24 protein-coding genes are annotated in these 21,113 nt (G+C 42.8%); all 24 read right to left on the bottom strand.

What is annotated here, in order from left to right; all coding sequences use genetic code 11:
• Window positions 1-18 precede the first annotated feature (18 nt).
• Window positions 19-825: a DUF4099 domain-containing protein gene (locus tag BWD42_RS06975; protein ID WP_077434444.1), complete on the bottom strand. Its 807-nt coding sequence runs from the start codon at window positions 823-825 to the stop codon at window positions 19-21.
• Window positions 815-1,438 carry a M23 family metallopeptidase gene (locus tag BWD42_RS06970; protein WP_077434442.1) on the bottom strand — a complete coding sequence of 208 codons (624 nt, stop codon included), beginning with the start codon at window positions 1,436-1,438 and terminating at the stop codon, window positions 815-817. The genes BWD42_RS06975 and BWD42_RS06970 overlap by 11 nt, the downstream gene beginning before the upstream one ends.
• Window positions 1,428-1,841, bottom strand: a complete 414-nt coding sequence (locus tag BWD42_RS06965; protein ID WP_077434440.1) for a hypothetical protein — start codon at window positions 1,839-1,841, stop codon at window positions 1,428-1,430. The genes BWD42_RS06970 and BWD42_RS06965 overlap by 11 nt, the downstream gene beginning before the upstream one ends.
• 26 nt (window positions 1,842-1,867) lie before the next feature.
• Window positions 1,868-3,907 carry a TraM recognition domain-containing protein gene (locus BWD42_RS06960; RefSeq protein ID WP_077434438.1) on the bottom strand — a complete coding sequence of 680 codons (2,040 nt, stop codon included), beginning with the start codon at window positions 3,905-3,907 and terminating at the stop codon, window positions 1,868-1,870.
• Window positions 3,908-4,032: 125 nt separating this feature from the next.
• Window positions 4,033-4,872 carry a conjugative transposon protein TraN gene (traN, locus tag BWD42_RS06955; RefSeq protein WP_077434436.1) on the bottom strand — a complete coding sequence of 280 codons (840 nt, stop codon included), beginning with the start codon at window positions 4,870-4,872 and terminating at the stop codon, window positions 4,033-4,035.
• A gap of 12 nt (window positions 4,873-4,884) precedes the next feature.
• Complete coding sequence (locus BWD42_RS06950; protein ID WP_077434434.1) at window positions 4,885-6,078, bottom strand: conjugative transposon protein TraM; 1,194 nt, start codon at window positions 6,076-6,078, stop codon at window positions 4,885-4,887.
• 117 nt (window positions 6,079-6,195) lie between these two features.
• The gene (locus BWD42_RS06945; RefSeq protein ID WP_139351038.1) at window positions 6,196-6,621 is read right to left on the bottom strand and encodes a hypothetical protein; all 426 of its coding nucleotides are present in this window, start codon (window positions 6,619-6,621) and stop codon (window positions 6,196-6,198) included.
• On the bottom strand, window positions 6,599-7,219 hold the full coding sequence (gene traK, locus BWD42_RS06940) for a conjugative transposon protein TraK (protein WP_077434430.1): 621 nt from the start codon (window positions 7,217-7,219) through the stop codon (window positions 6,599-6,601). Before traK ends, BWD42_RS06945 begins: the two co-directional genes overlap by 23 nt.
• A 12-nt stretch (window positions 7,220-7,231) precedes the next feature.
• Window positions 7,232-8,368, bottom strand: coding sequence for a plasmid transfer protein (locus BWD42_RS06935; protein ID WP_077434428.1), 1,137 nt, complete (start codon window positions 8,366-8,368; stop codon window positions 7,232-7,234).
• 11 nt (window positions 8,369-8,379) lie between these two features.
• Window positions 8,380-9,162 carry a hypothetical protein gene (locus tag BWD42_RS06930; RefSeq protein WP_077434426.1) on the bottom strand — a complete coding sequence of 261 codons (783 nt, stop codon included), beginning with the start codon at window positions 9,160-9,162 and terminating at the stop codon, window positions 8,380-8,382.
• Window positions 9,163-9,166: 4 nt separating this feature from the next.
• Complete coding sequence (locus BWD42_RS06925; protein ID WP_077434424.1) at window positions 9,167-9,847, bottom strand: hypothetical protein; 681 nt, start codon at window positions 9,845-9,847, stop codon at window positions 9,167-9,169.
• Window positions 9,844-10,503, bottom strand: coding sequence for a hypothetical protein (locus tag BWD42_RS06920; protein ID WP_077434422.1), 660 nt, complete (start codon window positions 10,501-10,503; stop codon window positions 9,844-9,846). The genes BWD42_RS06925 and BWD42_RS06920 overlap by 4 nt, the downstream gene beginning before the upstream one ends.
• On the bottom strand, window positions 10,500-11,162 hold the full coding sequence (locus BWD42_RS06915; RefSeq protein WP_077434420.1) for a hypothetical protein: 663 nt from the start codon (window positions 11,160-11,162) through the stop codon (window positions 10,500-10,502). The genes BWD42_RS06920 and BWD42_RS06915 overlap by 4 nt, the downstream gene beginning before the upstream one ends.
• 32 nt (window positions 11,163-11,194) lie before the next feature.
• Window positions 11,195-13,675 carry a TraG family conjugative transposon ATPase gene (locus BWD42_RS06910; protein ID WP_077434418.1) on the bottom strand — a complete coding sequence of 827 codons (2,481 nt, stop codon included), beginning with the start codon at window positions 13,673-13,675 and terminating at the stop codon, window positions 11,195-11,197.
• Window positions 13,656-13,955 carry a DUF4133 domain-containing protein gene (locus tag BWD42_RS06905; RefSeq protein WP_077434416.1) on the bottom strand — a complete coding sequence of 100 codons (300 nt, stop codon included), beginning with the start codon at window positions 13,953-13,955 and terminating at the stop codon, window positions 13,656-13,658. The genes BWD42_RS06910 and BWD42_RS06905 overlap by 20 nt, the downstream gene beginning before the upstream one ends.
• The gene (locus BWD42_RS06900) at window positions 13,955-14,269 is read right to left on the bottom strand and encodes a DUF4134 domain-containing protein (RefSeq protein ID WP_077434414.1); all 315 of its coding nucleotides are present in this window, start codon (window positions 14,267-14,269) and stop codon (window positions 13,955-13,957) included. The genes BWD42_RS06905 and BWD42_RS06900 overlap by 1 nt, the downstream gene beginning before the upstream one ends.
• Before the next feature lie 28 nt (window positions 14,270-14,297).
• Window positions 14,298-14,612, bottom strand: coding sequence for a DUF4134 family protein (locus BWD42_RS06895; protein ID WP_077434412.1), 315 nt, complete (start codon window positions 14,610-14,612; stop codon window positions 14,298-14,300).
• A gap of 4 nt (window positions 14,613-14,616) precedes the next feature.
• Window positions 14,617-14,961, bottom strand: coding sequence for a hypothetical protein (locus tag BWD42_RS06890; RefSeq protein ID WP_077434410.1), 345 nt, complete (start codon window positions 14,959-14,961; stop codon window positions 14,617-14,619).
• Window positions 14,958-15,317, bottom strand: a complete 360-nt coding sequence (locus BWD42_RS06885) for a hypothetical protein (protein WP_077434408.1) — start codon at window positions 15,315-15,317, stop codon at window positions 14,958-14,960. The genes BWD42_RS06890 and BWD42_RS06885 overlap by 4 nt, the downstream gene beginning before the upstream one ends.
• On the bottom strand, window positions 15,314-15,949 hold the full coding sequence (locus BWD42_RS06880) for a ParA family protein (RefSeq protein WP_077434406.1): 636 nt from the start codon (window positions 15,947-15,949) through the stop codon (window positions 15,314-15,316). Before BWD42_RS06880 ends, BWD42_RS06885 begins: the two co-directional genes overlap by 4 nt.
• Before the next feature lie 26 nt (window positions 15,950-15,975).
• The gene (locus BWD42_RS06875) at window positions 15,976-17,175 is read right to left on the bottom strand and encodes a relaxase/mobilization nuclease domain-containing protein (RefSeq protein WP_077434404.1); all 1,200 of its coding nucleotides are present in this window, start codon (window positions 17,173-17,175) and stop codon (window positions 15,976-15,978) included.
• 27 nt (window positions 17,176-17,202) lie between these two features.
• The gene (locus BWD42_RS06870) at window positions 17,203-18,096 is read right to left on the bottom strand and encodes a DNA cytosine methyltransferase (RefSeq protein WP_077434402.1); all 894 of its coding nucleotides are present in this window, start codon (window positions 18,094-18,096) and stop codon (window positions 17,203-17,205) included.
• A 96-nt stretch (window positions 18,097-18,192) separates the two neighbouring features.
• Window positions 18,193-18,606: a plasmid mobilization protein gene (locus tag BWD42_RS06865; RefSeq protein WP_077434400.1), complete on the bottom strand. Its 414-nt coding sequence runs from the start codon at window positions 18,604-18,606 to the stop codon at window positions 18,193-18,195.
• Between the two features lie 550 nt (window positions 18,607-19,156).
• Window positions 19,157-20,137 carry a toprim domain-containing protein gene (locus tag BWD42_RS06860; RefSeq protein WP_077434398.1) on the bottom strand — a complete coding sequence of 327 codons (981 nt, stop codon included), beginning with the start codon at window positions 20,135-20,137 and terminating at the stop codon, window positions 19,157-19,159.
• Window positions 20,138-21,113 lie beyond the last annotated feature (976 nt).

Raw genomic sequence — 21,113 nt, 5'->3', positions numbered from 1 at the left:
TATTAAAGCAATGTTGATTTACCTTTTTGGAGCCTTCCAGTTCTCAGTGTTTAGTTTGCGGATCTTCACATGGTCATCTTCCCCATCTCGATGGGGCTCTGTCTTCATATCTTTTTTGTTTTGCGATTCCATATCATTAAGCGCCTGTCTATATCCCGCAGTGTAAGGATCCTCCTGTTCTTTCCGGCTATTCATAAGGTTGTCTACGACTTTTAACAATAGATAGGGAGTGCCACCGTCCAACAAAAGTGAATATATCAGTGCAGTTCTGTTTGCCGTAACCCCCGTTCGGCTAGCTGCCCGGCGCTGTAGGAGCGTCCCATCTGAAAGGGTTACAACATCGCCATGCCGATATTGATGTTTCTGTATTTCGGATAATGCTTCATGATTGATTTTTTCAGGTACCTCAACCTTATCGGGGTCGGATGAAATGAATTCCTTTGTTTCCGGATCGTATTCAATGATCCACGATTTTTTACCTTGAGGGGTTTGATAGGTCTTCATGACATTGACCAGTTGTCCGAGTTCAAGCTGCTCAGCCTCAATATCCAGTAATAACGCATGTCTTTTAGCGTCCCTATATATGGGATGTATCTGAATGGACATATGTCCATTTTCATCACGCTGAAGGGATAATTTTGCCTGCATTTCCTGAATATGAATACCGTCACCATTAAGGTTACGGAGCGTGATCAGGTCCGTCCTATGACCGGAGATCAGGGCCTGAATGTCTTCTTTGGAGAGATCCGGTTTACCAGCTGTTATAAGTCCTAGTTTTCTTAATTGCTCTATAGGGATATCGGATTCTAAAAATTTATTGTCCATAAATATTTAATTGTTTTTGTTTCATTGATTGAGAGAGTCCACGTAAAAATTTCCATGGATTTATGTATATATTTTTTCTGCGGATACTAAAGTGTAAATGTTCGCCAGTTGTACGTCCTGTAGTACCTGTAATACCTATCGGAAATCCTGCTGGAAGTTGTTGGCCATTGTTCACTATTATCCTTGAGAGGTGGCCATAGATACTGTGCACAAAACCATGGTCGATACGTATGAACTTTCCCAGATTTGTGTGATATCCTATGGATTCGACTATCCCTGGCAAGATAGAATATACCACCTGTGCGGATGCAGCTAGGTCGACTCCACTGTGGAAGCTTAGTTTTCCAGTCAGTGGATGAATCCGCCATCCAAAATCTGAGGTAATCTTAAGGCTGTTAAGCGGGATAGCCGCAGTGGTCTCCCATACTTCGGCGGAACGTTCACTCAACGGCTGTTCTTTGGGAAGTTCGACACTGTCGGTTTTTGGTGTTAGCGTTTCAGGTAAATAAAGAGAGATCTGTTTAGGAAAGGTTTGTTGCGCGACAGCCAATTTGATCATAAACATCAGAGCCAAAATAGCATAAGCATATGTCTTCGTATCTTTATCGTCCATATCCAAACTTTTTCTGCAATTGTTTGGGTGAACGACTCAAAAGTTCCCTTACTGTTTCAGCAGCCACTTGCAGCGCTTTTTTCCCATGAAGAAGGGTTTCCAAACAATGGTACTGCATATTATGAACGCCGTGCTCTGCCGAGAACAGTATGGGAGTGATGATTTTTTTGTCGCTGGATTTAAGTTTGCTCTCTAACAGCGCCCGCCTGATTTCTTCCGGAGGTTTAAGCGTCAAAAGAGTCGTTGCCGAGTGATCTTCTCTCCAGCGTCCGAGAAATTCAACTTGAATACGATCGTTGTGTGGATCTGCAGCGGTGATGATCCCGATTTTTGCTAAGCCATGAGTACAAAAGTCAGCAATAGAGGGATCTACCATGACAACTTTTCCTATTAAATGATCCATTTTTTTGCCAATGTTTAGTTAAACAATTAGGTTTCAATATCCTTGCGGGCTGTAAACTTACCCTGAAATGTCGGCCGTGGTGGCGTAGAAGGCCTAAACCCTAGCACAAGCTGATTAACTTCTTCTGTGATGCGGTAAAAGTTCTCCAAAAGAATTTCATCTTTGCGTCCGCCAAAATCATAAAATGTTGGAAGCTGAGGATATGAATCTTCCTCTTGTCGTATTGCTTTCAGGTCAAGATTTATCCGGCAGTTGACTGCTGTGGTTTCAAATTGTCCTGTAAATTTATCGACGGCGTCGGAAGCAAGAATTCCGACCATTTCGCCCGCTCGTAACGAAGCGATCTTTCCCGCAGGTATAAGTGGTTCAAGCTTTTCGTTTATGGAAAGGGATGTTTTTGTGCGGTCAATAGATAGGCTTTCACCCATCTGCTTTACTTTGCCAAAAAGACGTTCCATCCATTCGAGCCCATCTTTGTCACGAATGGAGCCGCTGAGGATATTTCCGACAATGGAGGTAATTGTGTCGGCAGTTTCCTTTCCATATTGTTGCCTGAACATTGTTAAACCCTGAACACCGAGAATCGCCGAAACCCGATTACTTCTCGCTTGCGAAATGATGTCCTGGACTTTATATAGGTATAAGGTTGGAGCCTCATCAACCACCAGTCCTACAGGAATATTACCTCTTGTATTGATCAGTTTGGTAATTCGGTTGATGACGACAGAATAAGATGCAGAGTTTGTGCTCTGCGTATTGGGGTTACTTGCCAAGATCAGTATGGAAGGTGCTTTGGGATTGCTGATCTTGAGATCGAAATCGTCGCCTGAGAATACCCAAAAGGTTTCTTTGGTTGCCAAACGACTGATAAAGATCTTTAAGGTGCCCACTTGTCCTTCGAGTTGATCAAATGCCCGCGATTTGAATGCCGTCATAAACGGTGAAAGAAGTGATTGAAGTTCCCTGTTGCTGAATAATACCGTGAATATCTCTTCATAAGAACGGTTTAGAAAGGCAAGAACATGTGGAAAGCTCGAATATCTACCATCCTCGAATTTGCTAAAAAAATAGATGCAGGCAGCGAGAAAGTTTACGGCGGATTGGGTGAAGAACTGGTCACTACCTGAGGCTTTATCTCCCTTCTTCATTGCTTCGACCAGTGCTTCGGCAGTTTCCCCGGCTTCGGCCAGTGTCTGCAAATAATCGCTCCGCCATGGGTTGATGCGCCTGCTCTTTTCGGGTTCGGTCAGATTGATGACATGGAATTCAAAATCTTTCAGTTTTCCCTGCTGTTTGCCGAGCAGATAATGGTAATAGGTTACCTGACCAAGATCCGGAAATTTAAAGTCAAAAACGCATAGTGTCCATTCTAATGCTACCAGCTGCCGAATGATGGGCATAAAGATGGAGAAGCTTTTTCCTGATCCCGGAGTTCCGATGACGAGGCACCCTCGAAATAAATTCTCGATGACGATGAACCCCTTGCGTACTTTTTTCTTAAAATAAAAGAGCATCGGGATGTTGACCGCATAAGGTGTTATTTTGGGCTTGGTGGGCTGCATGAACGATTCTTCTTCCACGTTCCATCTATCTTTACCGAGCTTGGAGCTAATAATTTTAGAGATGTTGTCCAGTGCGATATGCAATAGCAATGTGCCGAGGATACTGAAGATAATGTATCCTAGGTCGTACCAGCTCGTATAGGGCAGAAACCACTGTCCCTGTTTTCCATAAAACCACAGGCTTATCGGAAGAAGTAGTATCCCCCCAACCAAGGGATAAAGAATTACATTCCTTGGGTTGAGGTCTTTTTTTTTTCGGCTAAGCGTACCAACGGAGACCAGACAGATCAGAATGAAGGTAAAGAGTTTGCTATTGATCGGATAGTGATATATGAATATTCTTGCCATCCGTTCAAGAAAATATGAAAAACCATAACGTTCACTGAGCGGATGACCTATGATCTTTTCGGCATAAATAAACATCAGGATATCAATTCCCAGGGAAAGGTAGATGACGAACTGCAGAAAGCGGTGCATGGCCTGCTGTTCTCTGGATTCTTCCATAAGTTAGTTTATTGAAAAGTTGTAGGAAGTTTTTTATTGAAAATTTGGCCCTGAATACCGGCTTCGTCATAGGACTTTGGATTGCTCCTAAATTCCACTTGGTACAGGTTAAAAAACTGAAAAAGTCAGAAGAGGTCGGCTTCCAGAATATCCTTATACTTAATTTTAAGGATGATTGTTCGACCTGAGATCTGCTTTTCCGAAAGTTCGACACTAAGTATTTTGCTGGCGGGAAAAGTAACTTTCTTGAGCACATAGATATTTCGGTAGGTACGTTTAAAGGTGCTGTGTGCATATAGTTGCCAAAAGGGGGGTATCTCAATGGACTGAATATTGGTTGCCTTGGTCACTTTCCTGTCTTCAATTTTGAATCGCAATTCATCAATTTCAAAAGGAAGATTAGTGTCGTTGTGATAGGTTATATCTAGCAATACGAGGTTAGCTACTGTAAATACGTTATTTAATTCAACCCTGATACCATAATTTTCTGTTTTTCGAATTGGGGAGGTACTCCGCTTTGCAAGCAGGCTGACAGCGTGGCTGCGAAGCTGGGGAGTGGTTATTTCTATTGGAAGCTCCAATGGGCGGGTATGTTCCGGCAAGATGTTAAAGCTGGCCGGTAGCCTGTTATCGGTCAATCCATCTTTGCGGTGAAGATGATACTGCGCTATATAACTTTCACCAATAACTGTAATGATACCCAGGTTGGACTCCTCTTGATTATTTAAGGTGGTTGAATCTGGCGCCCATTTTAAGCGCAAGACATTATCTTCGGGAAGGTCACCTTTGACTGAATGGGTTGAGATGTCCACGTAGCGGATGGGTTCAGGGGAAATAATATGGAGTGAGCTATTGCTATCCATGGTAATTTCCGGCAGTTGACCGCGGTAGATGCTCGCATCTTGTTGCGCAAGTAGCTGGAGTCCGCTGAACAATAGAGATAATATTAAAAGAAAGGTTTTCATATTAGATCGAGATTAATAGTTTTGTTGGTTAATTTTCAGTTGCTGTGGATCGATGAGGTAGACCAAGGTGTTATATTTGATCTTTGCTTTGTTTTGCCGGATCATTTTATTTACTGCTGTACTTGTCGACTGGAACATTTTCTGTAGCATGCTCATGACCATCTGACTATTATTTTCTGCCATCTGCTGTAGGCTGATTCCCTGGCTGGCATTTCCGGAGAGCTCTTTTGTAAATTCACGAAATGCCGATGCCGGTACATATAATCCGGGGAGTCCATCCTGATCGTATATCTCCAGCTTAACGGGAAGGATACGCTGCCCATTCATGATGGAAGTGATTGATAAGTTCACCCGCTGATCTGTAAATCCCGAGATCAGGGCATAGATGTAGGTTCCTTTTTTTATCAGGAATTTGCCGGCCATCATGTCTTCGAGCAACCTTATTCTTAGCCGTGATCCGGCGTAACCCTTAATGTCCTGATCAACAATCGCTGTGATAAATGTTTCCTCTGCTTGAGGCTTTATGGTGTTGAAGACGGCAGGGGAAAGTGAAGCTTTAGTGACGGATAATATGGTCTGCCGCTCTCGATCTTTTTCCAGCGCTCGTGATTTCTCTAACTGTAGCTGCTGTTGTTTATATTCCGGATCATTTGCCTTTCCCATGCTATCGACGAGTTCCATCTGTTTCCGAAACAGCTCCATTGGATCTGGTTGAGGCTTCTGTGATCCGGTGACGATTTGATGGTATGGCTGTCTGACGGATGCAAGAGCATCGGCCAAAGCTTTGTCCTGCTCATCCTGAACGGGAGCAATTGGTTTGGATGTTACCTGGGGTAATGTTCTACCGGAGTTACTACCATATCGGGATTTAATAGCTTTTTCAATGGAATCCAGCATCCTTTTTTCCTTTTCGTTATAGAGCGTTCCCAATTTCTCGGTGGTAGTTTCCTCTCCTTGGATGTGACCTATAGCCGTATATCCGTCCGACTGTTTAAATTGGTTTCGGTAGGCTTCGAGTTTATCTGAGAGGTTACTTTTCAGTACCTGGTCGGAAACATTGGCGAGATTGGTCTGTAGAGAATCCGCTCCTGCCTGCGTAGGCTTCTCTTTCCCGAAACTACTCTTGTAGGCGTAGAAAAAAATGCATAAAAAAGGCAACAGGATAAGCGGTATGATATACCGGGGCTTTCTGAAATCTATTTTCATTTGTAGTCAATGATTAGTTTATAACTGGTGTTAGGTTATCATGGGCATCCCAACCTGATTTTTTGATCGATCTCCTATCTGAATGGCGAGGGCATGAGAAGGGGCAACGATTTGTTCTCACCGGCCGCTTTGGGGCTTGTAGATCGAGCGTTGAAGCTGATGGAAGCGTTTTAGGGCATCTGTAAGCTGGATGCTATCCCTATCGTCCAGTCGCTCTTTATTTATAATAGCTGCTATGGTATCCTGAATCGCTACGACCTGCTGTAGTGCGCTATATGAGTCAAGTGCATCCGTGATTCCAGCCATTGAACCCACTGCAGGAAGCTTGGGATATTTTGATAGCGTCGAACCCGAATCGGTGCGCATAAGGGTAAAGGCAAGTATACCGGAGACAATTATGCAGAGCAACATCCCGCTCAGAAAAACAATCGGGTAACGTTTTAAAAAATGCCTTAAAATAATACCTGCTTTTGTTCGGAGCTTTAGTACGGTAGCCCTAGTGTCATGGGGCACTGTAGGGTCAGAAGGTGTTTTTTTGGACATTTTGCAGGTCTTTATTTTCTAGGGTTTTCCATCTTGTTATCAACACAGCATGGGGATTATTATCCGAACGAATTTCAAGATCACTGAGATGACCTTCGGTGATCAATGAACGTGTAATGGTAGAACTACGACGGTCGATTTTTTGGGTGCCATAGTACCTAAAGTAATGCTTTGGCATATCAAGATAGATGCTATCGGTGCGGATGGTAAGTACAGCACTGGAGGAGAGAATGGAACTAAAGAAACCTTTTTCCTTCAGGTTATTATACTGTAGCGCACCACTTTCGTCTATAAGGTACATGGCCTGCTTCATCTGATATTCTATAAACCTGTCGTCGGGTGTCATGGAGAAGAAGAGGCTATGAAATCTTCCGATATGTGATCGGTATTCCGCCTCACGGTTCATTTGTACGTCAGTCTGCCTTGCCGACATCGGAATATTGGCAGCATCCATAATGTATATACTTCTGCGGGCATTAACTACCTGACGGTAGGCAAAGAAGGAAACAGTTAGTACCATCAATACTGCGGCTATAAGACAGCCTGCGGAGAGGAAGGTGGCCAGACGAACCTTTGATTCAATATTTTTGATAATCATTTGTTTTACTAATTAAAGTTTGGTCAATAGTTTTCTGGCGACCCTAGCCATTGAGGAGGCTCCCCGGCCCATGGTAGATGCTGCTGATGATATTCCGCTGGTTGAAATAATCCATGTTGAGATGCTCGGTACGGTAAGCATGGTCAGGGCACCAATGACAAATGCACCGATGACCATTCCAAATGAAAGCACACCAAACAATGCGTAGGAGGTAAGTTTTCCAAGGTCGGGCCCTGATGCCCCTAGCAATGTCTGATAACGGCTGATCTCTGCTTCCATGGCGTAATGCTGAAAGAGAGAAGAAATGTACATGACCAGATAAGCAATTCCCGAATAGAGGTTTACAGCTACAAAACGTGCAATCCAGGTTGAAAATGAATCCCTGAAGGCGGGTAGTATACTCGCTGCTACGGCAAATGGCCCCAGTATGATGAGGATAGTGGAAAATAAAATCTGAACGATAAAGATGACATATACACAGATGCGCAGAAACCATATTGCCAGTGTTTCTAATATGGATGTGACCAATAAAAGGATGTTGGCCTGTAAGCGGTTTCGCATTTCCACAATTGGATTCCATACTTCGGCAAATCCTTCCTTGACCGTGGATTTTACGGAATCCCATGCTTTTCCGTACCAGGTGTCGGCTTCCGTTTTCGCTGTTTCTGTTACTGCCTGAATAGTTAGAAGCTGATCGGAAACATCGACCATCAATTTTGCCCGTTGGAGCCTGAGGTCATTTACCTCTATTTGGCTACCGTCAAACATGGCCTCGGTCCGGTTTTCGACAATTTCGGCTGGAAAAGCGATGACACGGGTGAATGTAGGCCACCAGAGGATGACCATGACCAGACCGAATGGCCGGAGCAGGGGCATAATTTCGAGCTGCTTATCGCCGGCCATCATCTCATAAATTTTGATGCTGAAGAAGATGAGCATAAATATTGCGCAGAGCGCCTGGGCATCGGCGATGAAAGCATCATAATGTGTCCATATGGTATGTTTCATCTGCTTAAGAAAGTGCATCATGCCTTCCTCATAGACACCGTTTCCCTGTAAGAAATTGAAGGTATCTTTAAAGCTGTCGGGAACAGAGACAGGCTGCCCCTGAACCAAAAAGCCCCCGGTGAACAATGTAATAAGATTCATGTCTTTGATTTTTAGAGTTTTGATTTTCGGAGCACATCGTCGGCGATCTGGACATCCGTTCTTCCCGGACTATCGAGACTAGTATTGTCATGCTGCCTTTGGCCTGATACCGTTTTTGCCAGTGAAAGGAAACGTTTTGCCTGCTGTTTTTTTGTCTCCCAGATGGAACGGAGTTTTCTGTATTCATCAAGCATTCGGTGATAGGCCATAATACGTGATCCGCGGTCGAGGTTTGTTGATCTGGCAGCTTGAAGGCGTTCCAATAGTGCGGTGCTTTCATCAAGGAACCATTGTAGTACGCCTGTCCGGGAAAGATAGTCTTTAACGCCTGCTTCGGTTCCTTCGAGTGCCGAAGTAGAATTTACCTGATATAAGGATTGAAATTCAGCGCTATAATAAAGTTGCCATAAGGGATCGGTATCTGATATTGCGCCAACATAATTAAGCATTTCTATTAGTGCGGTATTACGGAGCGTATCAGCGTGTTTTGTGTACGCTTCTTCTGTGCTCTTCATGGCAGCGACCAGCAAGATCCGTTGCGTCTGTTCACCATTGCCGCTGAGCGGTCGGCGGTCCTTTTTGGGGTAGTTTGGATGCCAGGCCCAGGTTAACCAGTAATTGGGATTTAGTCCCAGAAATCCCTTCGTTGGTGTAAACTTCTTTTTGTCCCACTGTTTAAAAACCATACGCTCCTGCTGGTTGACAATGTGCTGGTCGGTTATTCTTCGGACACTTTGTGCCCGTCCTTGAATTACTATCAGCAGGGCAATGCAAAGGAGTAAAAGATTTTTCATTGGATTATTCTTTAATGATCTTGATCTTATAGATAATGTCGTCCACGAGGCGGACGTCCCGATTGATGAAGTTCTGATAAGGATTTAATGACTTGAGCACCCCGACCATTTTTGCCCTGTCCATGGACCGGTGCATGCTATATGTAAGTGCACGCATCACCTTGAGTTCAAGTACGATTTTACGGAGTAGGGCATCACGCTTTTCGTAATCCATCAGAACGTTTTGTCCTTCCTTGAGAATAAAATCTGATACTTCAGCGATGAGATCTACACCACGGTTTTTCATGAGCCCTGCGACTTCTTCAGCGAACAGCAACAAATGAGGAGACTCCTTTGCGACCTGGAGCATCTGTTCACATTCAAGAATGATTTCAGTGCTGATCTGAGCAATCTGCCGCAGGGCGAGACCAGATCGTAAAGCTGCGTTGACCTCTGAAAGAGATCTGTGAATGATATCCTGAACGAGAACGACGGAACTTACATTAATATTGATGTCGTCCAACCTTTGCCTGATCGTGCTTAGATAGTTATTATGGGCGGCTTCTGAGGAATAACGTACTGCGCCATTTTCATTGACGATAGCCAGATGTTTGCTATCACTGATAATGGCGTAGCCTTGGCAGCTGGCACTTTTGACGTTCAGAAATATGGTTAAGAATAAAAAGACTACTATACCTGTTCTCATTTTTTGATCTGTTTGAGTTTTGCTAGAATGTCGTTCACCAGCTGCCGGTCACGATTTATAAAACTGGCAAAAGGATTCATCGAGGAGAGCATCTTTTTCCTGCTGGAATAAAACATATTTACCGCTAGACCTCGGCAGACTCCGGCAATGAGCCCGAGCTCTGTTATGACGTGCCCGAACAACAGTTTACGATCGCTTGCTTTCATCTGGTTGAGATCACCGAGGCTTATTGCAAGTGCGTAGAGGTACCTGCTGAGCATATAAGTTTTTTCGGCTATATCTATTTCTGTCTGATATGCCATGGCGATAAGAATGGGATCCGCAGATGCAAGCCCGATAATTTTGTCCTGATTTTCGATGATCTCTGCAATTAACGGAGCGGCCTGCAGGGCGATCTGGGAAGCATCTATCGCAAGACCCAGCGCGTGAAAGCGGTTTTGCAGTTTTCGGTATTTTTGTTTGAGCTCATCCATTTTGGAATAGTTTACCTCCTCATTGGCCGAGGTAATGGCCTGTCGGTTACGTGAGGTTGTTTGCCGTTCATTTTCATCCTTACTGTGCTGTACCAGTTGATGCAGTAGTTCTACATTGAGCTGTGCATGGCCATAGGATGAAATCAACAAGGTGAGTACTATACAGAGTAATAAATCTTTCATGGCTTTAGGTATTTTGCATTACGGATAATGTCATCCGCGATCCGTTTGTCTATGTTTATAAAACCCGCATAAGGATTAAGCGAGTTTAAGATCCCCCGCTGTTTTGTCCAGTACATGGTCCGGTACATGCCGTAGGCAACACCCCGGAGAATGGTGAGCTCAGTTACGATTCTGTTGAGCAGTTTTGCACGTTCGCCGGAATCCATCAGGTTATCTTTTCCGCCCTTGGTGACAAAGGAAGCCACTTCGGTGGCCAATGCTGTGGCACGTGTTTTAAACTCACGGGCTCCCTGTTCAGCAAATAATAATAGTAGGGGATTTGATCCGGCAATATGCATTGCTCTGTTCACATCATGAACGATATCCGAGCTGATCTCTGTAATATTTTTAATGGCAAGCAGATTACGTACGACTGCTGATACTTCACTCAGGCCTTTATATATTTTGTCCTGAAGGTCATTGACAATAACCAATTGTCCGGTGACGGCTAGTTGTCCACGCTGGATGAGGGTAAGGTTATCGTTTGTCCTGTCTAGTTGTCCATTCATTATGGAGGCGTGTGCTGCCGTCGCTGCCGCCACTGCGGGATCAACATAGATCTGTGCGCGGGATCCTGTGGCAATTAGGATCAGGATGAAAATAAAATATAAATTTTTCATGCTTGAGAGGAATTGTTTAGAATCATAAAACGCTACTGAATAGGAAGAAGGGGAGCCCCGCTCTGGTTAATTTTGGCTACGAACGCAGAAAGGGCCAGACCAGTGGTTTGCATATCTGAAACAAATGACTCTAGCGCTGCCTGATAGCTCCCATACCGCTTTACATAGATCTGTACCGCATTTTTCTCAGGCTTTTCCGTCGTATAGCATAGATATTGGTAAATGGAGACCTCCACACCGTAGACCTCGCCAGTTGTTCCACGACGGATATAAACTTCTTTGAATCGCCCACGGCCTTCTTTATTGTCGAGCTGGTTTATCGTAAAGATTTTGCGTCTTTCGCTGTCGGTTATAGAAAGGAGCTTTGCTATTTCATCGTAATTTTCCCTGAATTTGCCTTGGTCAAGCAGGCAGATGGTATCTGAGTTGGCGAGTATACTGTCTTTAACGATGGAGTTACCCAGGATATCGCCAAGCTCCTGGGTGACTACGGTGAGTTCTCCCCAAAATTTACGAACCGTTTTATAGAGGTAAAGAATGTAACCTGCCATTATGGGACTCGCGATCGCCTTCCAGGCTTCCTCAATGATGAGGGCCTTACGCCTTTCAGTACGGTGTCGCATCTTTTGGAGGAAGACCGACATAATCGATAGGGTGACAATGGGGAAAATTGTTTTGTTCTCCTTAATATTGTCTATTTCAAAGACAATAAAGGGTGCTGTAAAGAGCGATTGATCGGTGGCTTCATTCAATAATGTGCCAAACTCCTGGCCTGAATAGAATTTACGGAGTACATACCGGTATTCATCCAGATCAAAACTAATGGACTCCTGTTCGGTGATCTCTTTGATGCGCTCGACCGAGTAAATATAGAATGAATCGAAATCCAACTTTTCGGGTCTTCTCGGGTGCTGAGGACCGGGGTCTAGCCAAAAATGCTCGTAATAGTAAGAAGATAGTACATTGGAAATAACGCTGTCTTCAATCTGTGTCAGTTCTCCTTCTGCTCCCTTCCATAATAAAGCGACGAGCGTTTTGAGGAAATCTTTTTGTTCAAGGTTGAATTCCTTTTGAGACATTGCAAAAGGGTTCATTGAAAGTGGTTTTTCCTCGGTATAGGTGATATACTTACCTTTGTAATAGCTGCATAATCCTTGGTAACTGTCGCCGGTGTCGACAATCACGACGTCCATATTGTAAAGGCAATATTGCTCAACCAGCGCATTCATAAAAAAAGATTTACCCGATCCGCTCGGCCCTAAGGCAAATTTTGACCGGTTATTTAGGCGCCCGGTCAGTAGGTTTGCCAGGTCAATTCCTATGGGCAATCCTTGGCGGTCAGTAAACCGTACAAGAAAATCGGATTCTTCGTCTCTTTGTAGGGATTCTTTAAAAAATAAGCAGAGAGCAGCGTCAGAGGTGGTAAGAAACCAATCATATTTCTTAAGTTCGATACCATTTCCGGGCAGTACGGTACGAAAGAGCTCCAGTTGGTTGTAGGCATTTCTTGAAGGGATTATACCCTGCTGGAACAGGGAGGCTTCAATAAAGTTAGCCGCCCTTGCGATTTTATCGTTATCTGCACAGAGCAGAATGTTGTAATGTGCGTTGACCAATAACTGATTTTCCCGTGCTACGTCGATCAGGAGTTTGTCGATATCTTCTACGCAGATCAAGTTTGCAGGATCCGGTATACCTGAATGCCGTTTTCGTTTGAGCTCGAGTTTATTCAAAGTAATTTGTTGCGTCGGTATCTCTATCAGCTGGTTGTAAATGATGCAGCGATAATCAGGAACATAATGTAAAAAAAAGAGGTTATCAACGGGGAATTCCCGAAGGCTTCCGCCTCCCTGTTTATGCGTATAAGGTCCGATGGCTTCTGGAAGGTCAATAGAATCTGTGTTAATGAGGCTAATGCTCCGTAGGGTGCGGTCTCCGATACCAAGTTCCCGGTCAACTGAACGAATATTTTCCAGGACAATATTTTCAGAGGAAAAATCGCCAGCCAGTACTCGTGATATATAAGAGTTGATCTCTGTTTCATTTAACCGCCTTGGATGTACTTCCGCCCCAAGTAATAGATCGTAAACCTTATCCATTTGAAGGGCAAAATCCGCTAGCGTTTTAGGATCATAGACGTAAAATGTCCCTTTTTTAACTTGCCTTGTAATGGTCAGATAGGTGGTGATTTCGGTGTACTCTCGCCCGTGGAAATGATCGTCATATTTCTGTTGTAGAAATTCCCGGTTTATATCTCCCTGAAAGATCTTTCGGGAAAATATGTCCTGTTTCTGGATGATATATCCTTCACCGAGGATCTTTATCAAATTCAGGAGCAGGGAATGATAAGCTACATAAGGGGCAGGGTTGGCACCGTATTGTGTCGCTGGGTTTTTCAGACAAAATATGGCTGAAAAATCTCCCCTTTCACTAAAGAGCAAATGCTGACCATTATAGTTATCAATGCCTGCGTAGGGTAGCTTAAAAATGGATTTAGGGGATCGGGTCAACATAGTTTTTCTTTAGACGTGTGGAATGGATAGAAATACCTTTATAGCGTGTTTTATCGTGTAGGCCAGCTTTTTGTCTATAAAAAGTGAATGTAAGTCCTGCGGCTATGATAAGTATGGTAATGGTTCCACCTAGGTACATATTTGTCAGCGCTCCGATCAGGCCACCGCCAACAAGTCCCAGAATAAGGAATCCAATACCCCAACCGATGAACTTACCCTTAAAACCACGATATACAAGGGGCCGCTGGAGCCCCTTGTAAATGGAATACTTTGTGATCATCAGACACCAAAAAAGGCTTTGATAACTACGGATACGAGAACTAGGAACAGACAGGAACCCATCCATCCCATCAATTCTTTGTTGATGTCATTATCGCCTGAATTCCACTTGATGTAAACCCTTACACCGCCCACAATTCCTACCACGGCCCCAATGGCCAGTGTTAAAGTTGACACGGGATCAACATAGGTCGTCAGCGAGGAGGTTGCTGCGTCAATACCTAGGGTGCCACCTGCAGTTTGTGCAGAAAGCGTGTTTGCTGCGCTTAGGAAAAGCGCTGCGCAAACGAACAGTTTTTTTGTTTTTACTGTCATCTGAAATTATTAAAGGATAAAAAAAGGATTAATTGATCCCGTAGAGGGCTTTAAGGGCGGCACCGATAATGGTAAGAAACAGGCAGGAAAAGAACCAGCCCATTACTTGCGCATCAATGTGGTGGCTTTTGCCGGATTGCCAATTGACATAGATGCGCAATCCACCGCCTATTCCGGATATGGCACCGATGACTAGAATCAGATCGGAAAGGCTAAAATACCAGCGGTGCATTTCACCGGTTACCTGATAAAATTCATGAATACCGGGTTGTGGAGTGGCAGTTTTAGGTGAGATAAAAAAAAGGACGGCAATTGCCGTCCATAACATGTTTCTTTGCCACATGTTGCTAATAGGGTATAGTGCTCGTGTACTCGATGAGATTATTTTTGGCTAGGTTAAAGAGATCCTTAAGGCCAACGGCTCCCGTTGAAATGAAGGTATTGGAAGAAGGCCTTGCTTGTTTTGGAATCTGTATGGTTTCGATCGTTTCCTTTTCTACGATTTCAATCGATACGGCGGGTCCGGTATATTCAATAAGTTGGGGCTGGATATGCTCTTCGAATATCAAGGTCTCATCTGTGGTCAGCGGTGAAGATCGTTTCTGCGAAATAAACAGATCGTAGATGAGATTAAGACCATAATAGGTTAAATAGGAGAGCGTAAGAATGAGAAGAAAATTTGTCCAATTCATGATTCTGTGTTTTTAAGGGTTTCGTTTATGTAATCGGAAAGCCAGGGATGCTGGGAGAGGTATTGGTGGAGTGCGTAAACGATAAATCGGTTCATATCCACTCCTTGGGTGAGTTTGATCCCTTTTAGGAGGTTAAGTGTTCTTTTGTCTACCCTGATGAGGCTTTTTTCCGTAAGTTCAACCTGAAAATTCCGTATGTCGTTAAAAAAGACTATTGCTTTTTCTTTGTCGGGCGATGGGCATTTTTCTTGTTGTACGGGAGAGGCTCTTTTAGTTTTAGGGAGGTTTTTAGGATTCGTTTCTTTTGAGCGGAGCTGGTCACGGAGCTTGTCGGCAAGAGATTTTATTTCTTTCATTCGGGTATTTCCTTCTTGATATAGTTGTCATAGATCAAATTCAATATGGGTAAAATGGCAGGTAGTACAATTGTAGGGGTATGAAGCGTGTTTACACGTTGGAAGTCTATGCGGTCAGCGATTGTAGGAGTTATCGTTCCAAATTTTGACATAACCCTTTCCACTTCCATTTGAGTATCATAACGTACATTGGATTTGATCCGGTTTGGTATAAATATAAGCGGTGCCCGACTGTGGATTTTCTGTACTACCATAGCAAAAAGTAGGGTTGAGTCGACGGAAAACTCATCGTAATTAAATGGGCAGAGGATAATATCCCCAGAAAGAATTACTGGAATCAGACCATCATCGTCCATTTTTCCTGGTAGGTCTATCAAAACTATTTCTTTTGGACTTTTGGTAAGGACTTTGAGTAATATCGGAAATTGGGCGAGGTCAACGGCGACGATTTCGTAGGGTGGCTCATTTTCCAAGATCTTGGCTTTTTCATATTTTGATGATACGGACTGTTGGTAATCCATATCTAGGACAGTAACTTTTTCTTCATGTACAGAAGTGAGGTAGTTGGCAAGCAGCAGGGTAAGTGTACTTTTGCCAGCTCCGCCTTTTTGGTTTCCTATAAGAATGACCATAATTCAGAAATTTATGATGGTTAATGTTATCTGGTATTCGCTCGAGACTTACGCTTACGCCTACGATTTTTACCTAGAATTGCTTCGTCATCAATATCATCGGATATATTAATATCTAGAATAGGTAGGATGATTTCTAATTCAGATGGTACGTATCTATCCAATGGGAGTTCGATAGGCTTAATACCGTTAAATTCGTTAAGCAAGTTTTTGGCTTGAGTTTCCACAATAGCTTCTTTTTCAAGTCCAGTTTGGTTATCTCCAAGTTCAGTTTGGCTCACCACATGTAACAGCTCCTTTTCCTGCTCATCGATCGGATTGGCCAAAACGTCAATAATGTCTTTAAGGACCATAATTTCACCGCCTTTATAGACTGTCCGTTTTGCGTGATCAATGAGCGTATAACCGTAGGGAAGCTTTTCGTTCTTTCCATGGAAGATGATCTCCAGACCAAACTTTTTATGAAGAAATTCGGCAAAGTCTGAGTTGTAGCCCTGGTTAGTGCCAGTTATCTTGGTATCGTAAATGGATCTGTATTTTTCAAAGATTGCCTGGATCTGTGCTACTCTTGCAGCGTCTTTCTTTCTCTCATCAATTCTGAAATCAATTTTGGCTAGTTCAATTGAACCGAATTCAATACCATTTTTACTTATAGCATAGGCTTCGTCGGTGAGATTAAGGGAATAACCTTTTGTCTCAAGTAGCATCATAAACTGAGCTCGGGTCGAAAAATTGTAGGACAGGGCTTTTTGCAGTTGATCTTCGACTGTCTGTTTTTTATCCTTTCCCATAATCTGATCTATAACACGGTATGCACGCAGTTTCTCAAATCTGTCGGATATCTTTTTCCCATCCTTTCCAACACGTGTGGATACAAGATGTATGTGATTGTTGTCTGTATCCTTGTGGAAGATCAGTAGATAAGGTTGGTCTCCATAGCCCATTCCATCCATCCATTTCTGCGCAATATCTGAAAGTTCTTCTTTGCTGTTCTGTCGTCCTTTGGTGGATATGGCTACATGTAATTGGGGATATTTGATACGTGTGCTGGATGAAGAAACAGCTTCCAGGTAATTGATATAATCTTGAGGCCGTAGGTTCTCAATTCCCTGAAGGACACCAAAATTTTTGACCAAAAGTAGTTCGCCTTTGTTTTTGTCGACTTTGCCCGTATTATAATTTACCGCTTTGAAAGTCGACGATTTTTTGAGGATCTTGACAATCATGGTGAAAGGCTGTTGGATAATAAAAAACTAGAGCGAGTTATTTTTCATTTCCCTTTCAACGGTATCGATAACCTTAAAAAGTTCTAGTGCAATCTGTGGGACGATAGCATTACCCAATGCTTTTATACTTTCGGTCCGCCATTTTGGAAAGGTGATACCGTCCATTTTTCTGGGAATCCCATCATCTGGCCCACAAACAGGGGATTGAGTTGACCAGTTAATCCAATCAGGAATCTCACAGCTCCAGGTAGATTGTCTATTTTCCTGCCCGGTGTTGGGCCTTTCCAATCTCTCGCTACCGGCGTGGGCAACAAACCAGACTCTGTCCCGACGATGCGGTGCCCCCATGGCGCAAGCTGGAATACACAAAATGACTGGTGTGCCATCGTTGAGTTTGGGAAGTATATATCCTGCTGCATTGATTTCTGAAATGATAGTTGCAATGACTCTTCGCTGGAGGCTGACAATTGTTTTTGTTGTTTTATATTCTTTATCCGCACAAAAAAGCTCAATCTCTTTGATTTCCATTTCAGAAATACGCTCCGGTTCGAGAATCGTGAAGAGTCCAGTAACATTTTCAAGCACAATCCACTGGGGTCGTGCTTCCTCAATAATTCTGCGAGTCTGCGGCCAGAGGTAACGGTCATCCGATTTGCCCTTTCGTCTTCCGACCTGACTAAAGGGCTGACAGGGAAAGCCTCCGCTGATGATGTCCACAAGTCCTCTATACTGAGTTGCATCGAGGTGACAGATGTTTTCATGATGGTGAATATTTGGCCAATAATGTTTTAAAATTTTCTGACAAAAAGGATCGATTTCACAGGAAAATATATTCTGCCAGTTCATCCATGTGGAAGCAAGATCAAATCCACCGATACCACTAAAGAGACTACCGTGTCTAAGCATTTTGTTTTTGCGCATAGGTGAAAGCTTGGGCCTTTGACAATTTTTGGTTTCGTTTTTTACGCTGTTTCATAGATGTTGAATAAATGGATTAATAGACTGTACTAATTCTCTTTAAGAGGTTCTCATTGCCCGAAGAATATGGCGAAGTTGTTTTTCGAGTTCCTGTTGTGTATGGATGTAATCAGTAAATAAATTATTAAAATCTGACACAACTTGTTCCCTTAACTTCCCTTGTTTATTGAGGGTGTTGGCATGTCGAGCCAGTTGATTGATATTATTGCCAGCTCTTCCCAGCTCAGAACCAATAGCATCAAGTGCATGGAGCAATTCATTTACATTGATAATTTGCGGTGCACCTTTGCCAAGAACATGCCTACGAATAAGTTCCATACGGTTTAAACCGCTAACTTTCTGGAGTTCAACCAATGCCTTGAATTCTTCGTCGGTGAGTTTGGCTTTGATAAGATGTATCCGCTTGCCGGTCAGCATCGGTGGTCTACCTGGCTTTTTTTGAGCTTTTTTCATGTCCTGTGAAGGGGCTTTTCCCAGCCCTTAAAAAGAAAAACCGAGTTGCGAAGGTTTTTCTCCCTGTGCCCCGCAGCTCCCCAACAGGGGCGCCGCAGGGTAAAGGCAAGGTAGTTTTCGGGGTACCCGAAAACACAACTTGCAGGTTGCAAAACACGAGGAGGTTTGCAACCTGGGCGGATCTCCGGCAGCAGGGCTAAGGGGATCCGCAGGGTAGTGTAGGGGAGGATAGCCTGGCATTTGTCTTCGTTATGACGTAATTGTATTTAATTGGCTATTTAGCTATTTTGCTTAATAACCTATTTGCACTATTGGCTATTAGCATAATGGATCGGTAGCACAGTTGCCTATTAGGTTAACAGCTTATTGGCCTATGTGCAAAACTGCATTCTTACCTTTCGGCCCCATTGTTCATTAGTATAATGGATCCGTAGTACAGTAGCCTATTAGGTTAACAGCTTATTGGCCTATTGGCAAAACTGCATTCTTGCCGTTTAGCCTAATTGCTCATTGAGTAAATAGCCAATTAGCTTAGTTTGGGCAACGTTACTTATCGCATATAGGTGGCCAATATTTTCTCATAAATATATTCTTCTTCCCATGGGAGCGGAATGGGACGTCTTGCAAGTAGCATTTCGTTATAGTCTTTGAAATTGCTATAAGTTTCCGAGCAATCTTTTGCTTGTGGAAGTACTTTCTTTAATTGCTTGAAAGCTGTTTCACCTGCATTGTCTCGGTCAAAATAAACGTCAATATTTGGAAAACCACATGCTTTTTTTATAGCAATATCAAGCAGATTGACAGAATTGAGCACAAGAATGGAATCGGTAGCATCGGGATTATCCTTTTTCCAGCTCAAATAGTCCAGAAATCCTTCGAACATAGATAATCTGTCTAGGTCGCCACTAAAAACGGAAACTCCCTTTCGGCCAAGACAGGATTTAAAATCGAAAACTCCTATTTTATTTCTAAGTTCCCATCCATCGTTTTCATTCTTCCAGCCAGCTGAGAAATAGAATCTTCCTTTTTTAGGGCCAGTTTCGATACTATAATAGACTTCTTTAACCTTTCCCTGTGCTTGCTCCCAAATGCCACGCTTTTTAAGATATTTTTCAATAGCTGGATTGTTTCCTAATTCTTTAATGTCCTGAATTTTGTAATTGGCTAGACGGGTCGCCTTTTGACGAGGCCGTTTTTTCCTCTCTGAATCTACGAAAGCAATTTTGGTTGGAACGTTCATGATTTCGTTTATTTTATTAAGAGCTTCCCTAAAAGTTATTGGATGCCAATATGCTAATGCAAAATCAATAACATTACCACCCTTAATACCAGAGAGATTGGCCCCACCGTGATCAAACCAGACATCTAATTGATCATTTACGCACAGTGATGGTGTATTTTCCTTACGGAGCATACTTTTATAAAATAGTTCTTTACCCGATTTTTGAGATGGCTGATGACCTAGTCGGGAGAGAAAGTCAACCAAAGACACCTCGTTTTTGATCTGTTCTGCGTTTCTCTTTGTTTCCATAAGCTAATTGCTTGATTATTAAATATTAGTTTTCAGAAATAAAAAAAGGGGCGGAAGCCCCTTTACTATATGATGATAAATGTAAACTGTCAGAGAATATATTGGTTTATCGTATCGCTGCGTTCAAGGACGTTCAATATATTTATTAGATCGGGAATACACACGTCGGTAAATATATACCTGCCGAAACCGGCTGCCTATGGTTCATCAAAAATATTTGGATAGATTTCGACTGCACATAATTTTCGGTCGTTAAAACCGAAAATGCTTTTTCCCTCAATGTCAAAGAACGAGTCCTTATAGGGCAAAATTGGCAAGGCTGGGCATGGGGATCTCACAAGTTGAGTAGCTTGGTATAGATTTTTTTAATATTGTTTACTGGCAAAAAAGAAAAGGAAATGAAGTGTTGATTAGTGAGGTGGGGTAAATTCAAGAGGGTAAAAAAGGTTTTTTACAACAGTTGGGTTGTTGCTCGTAGATTTGCGACAACTTTCTATGTTATTTTGCTCAATAGCGTTTACCAAGGTGGAAAAATTGGTAATCAAGTATTAATATGAAATTTTTTAGAAAATTTTTGCGATTTATGACTTTTCTGTGGGTTATGGGAAAGAAAGCATTTCCTGTTTTAATGATTAGTATTCCGTAGGGGAATCGAACCCTACTTACATAATTCTATTTATCAGCAATTTACAAACCTTCCATTTCCCTACTCAACGAATAACTCACTAGTTTGACATACGTTTTAGCTGCAAGTGCTATAAAGTAAATCTAACAAAAATTCTGGAATAATAAAAAGTAATTAATTCAGGGAAACAACTTAAGATATTAGCGACTGAACACCCCAGACCTCTAAATCATTGGCTATTTTTCTGGGTTACTAATGTAAAGAGATATCAATAAGTAATTACTACCAAAATTTAATAAAACATAACTGCAAAAAAAATGAAATATTTTGGGACAAATCGTTCTCTCAACC

Origin of the sequence: Sphingobacterium sp. CZ-UAM, assembly GCF_002000245.1 — a bacterium.
Lineage (GTDB): Bacteria > Bacteroidota > Bacteroidia > Sphingobacteriales > Sphingobacteriaceae > Sphingobacterium.
Note: the sequence above shows the minus strand (reverse complement) of the source record. Positions and strands in the feature narration are given on the sequence as shown.

Bases quoted from the DNA above. Each gene is read 5' to 3' on its own strand.
- BWD42_RS06975 (WP_077434444.1), bottom strand. From the start codon at position 825: ATGGACAATAAATTTTTAGAATCCGATATCCCTATAGAGCAATTAAGA.
- BWD42_RS06970 (WP_077434442.1), bottom strand. From the start codon at position 1,438: ATGGACGATAAAGATACGAAGACATATGCTTATGCTATTTTGGCTCTG.
- BWD42_RS06965 (WP_077434440.1), bottom strand. From the start codon at position 1,841: ATGGATCATTTAATAGGAAAAGTTGTCATGGTAGATCCCTCTATTGCT.
- BWD42_RS06960 (WP_077434438.1), bottom strand. From the start codon at position 3,907: ATGGAAGAATCCAGAGAACAGCAGGCCATGCACCGCTTTCTGCAGTTC.
- traN (WP_077434436.1), bottom strand. From the start codon at position 4,872: ATGAAAACCTTTCTTTTAATATTATCTCTATTGTTCAGCGGACTCCAG.
- BWD42_RS06950 (WP_077434434.1), bottom strand. From the start codon at position 6,078: ATGAAAATAGATTTCAGAAAGCCCCGGTATATCATACCGCTTATCCTG.
- BWD42_RS06945 (WP_139351038.1), bottom strand. From the start codon at position 6,621: ATGTCCAAAAAAACACCTTCTGACCCTACAGTGCCCCATGACACTAGG.
- traK (WP_077434430.1), bottom strand. From the start codon at position 7,219: ATGATTATCAAAAATATTGAATCAAAGGTTCGTCTGGCCACCTTCCTC.
- BWD42_RS06935 (WP_077434428.1), bottom strand. From the start codon at position 8,368: ATGAATCTTATTACATTGTTCACCGGGGGCTTTTTGGTTCAGGGGCAG.
- BWD42_RS06930 (WP_077434426.1), bottom strand. From the start codon at position 9,162: ATGAAAAATCTTTTACTCCTTTGCATTGCCCTGCTGATAGTAATTCAA.
- BWD42_RS06925 (WP_077434424.1), bottom strand. From the start codon at position 9,847: ATGAGAACAGGTATAGTAGTCTTTTTATTCTTAACCATATTTCTGAAC.
- BWD42_RS06920 (WP_077434422.1), bottom strand. From the start codon at position 10,503: ATGAAAGATTTATTACTCTGTATAGTACTCACCTTGTTGATTTCATCC.
- BWD42_RS06915 (WP_077434420.1), bottom strand. From the start codon at position 11,162: ATGAAAAATTTATATTTTATTTTCATCCTGATCCTAATTGCCACAGGA.
- BWD42_RS06910 (WP_077434418.1), bottom strand. From the start codon at position 13,675: ATGTTGACCCGATCCCCTAAATCCATTTTTAAGCTACCCTACGCAGGC.
- BWD42_RS06905 (WP_077434416.1), bottom strand. From the start codon at position 13,955: ATGATCACAAAGTATTCCATTTACAAGGGGCTCCAGCGGCCCCTTGTA.
- BWD42_RS06900 (WP_077434414.1), bottom strand. From the start codon at position 14,269: ATGACAGTAAAAACAAAAAAACTGTTCGTTTGCGCAGCGCTTTTCCTA.
- BWD42_RS06895 (WP_077434412.1), bottom strand. From the start codon at position 14,612: ATGTGGCAAAGAAACATGTTATGGACGGCAATTGCCGTCCTTTTTTTT.
- BWD42_RS06890 (WP_077434410.1), bottom strand. From the start codon at position 14,961: ATGAATTGGACAAATTTTCTTCTCATTCTTACGCTCTCCTATTTAACC.
- BWD42_RS06885 (WP_077434408.1), bottom strand. From the start codon at position 15,317: ATGAAAGAAATAAAATCTCTTGCCGACAAGCTCCGTGACCAGCTCCGC.
- BWD42_RS06880 (WP_077434406.1), bottom strand. From the start codon at position 15,949: ATGGTCATTCTTATAGGAAACCAAAAAGGCGGAGCTGGCAAAAGTACA.
- BWD42_RS06875 (WP_077434404.1), bottom strand. From the start codon at position 17,175: ATGATTGTCAAGATCCTCAAAAAATCGTCGACTTTCAAAGCGGTAAAT.
- BWD42_RS06870 (WP_077434402.1), bottom strand. From the start codon at position 18,096: ATGCGCAAAAACAAAATGCTTAGACACGGTAGTCTCTTTAGTGGTATC.
- BWD42_RS06865 (WP_077434400.1), bottom strand. From the start codon at position 18,606: ATGAAAAAAGCTCAAAAAAAGCCAGGTAGACCACCGATGCTGACCGGC.
- BWD42_RS06860 (WP_077434398.1), bottom strand. From the start codon at position 20,137: ATGGAAACAAAGAGAAACGCAGAACAGATCAAAAACGAGGTGTCTTTG.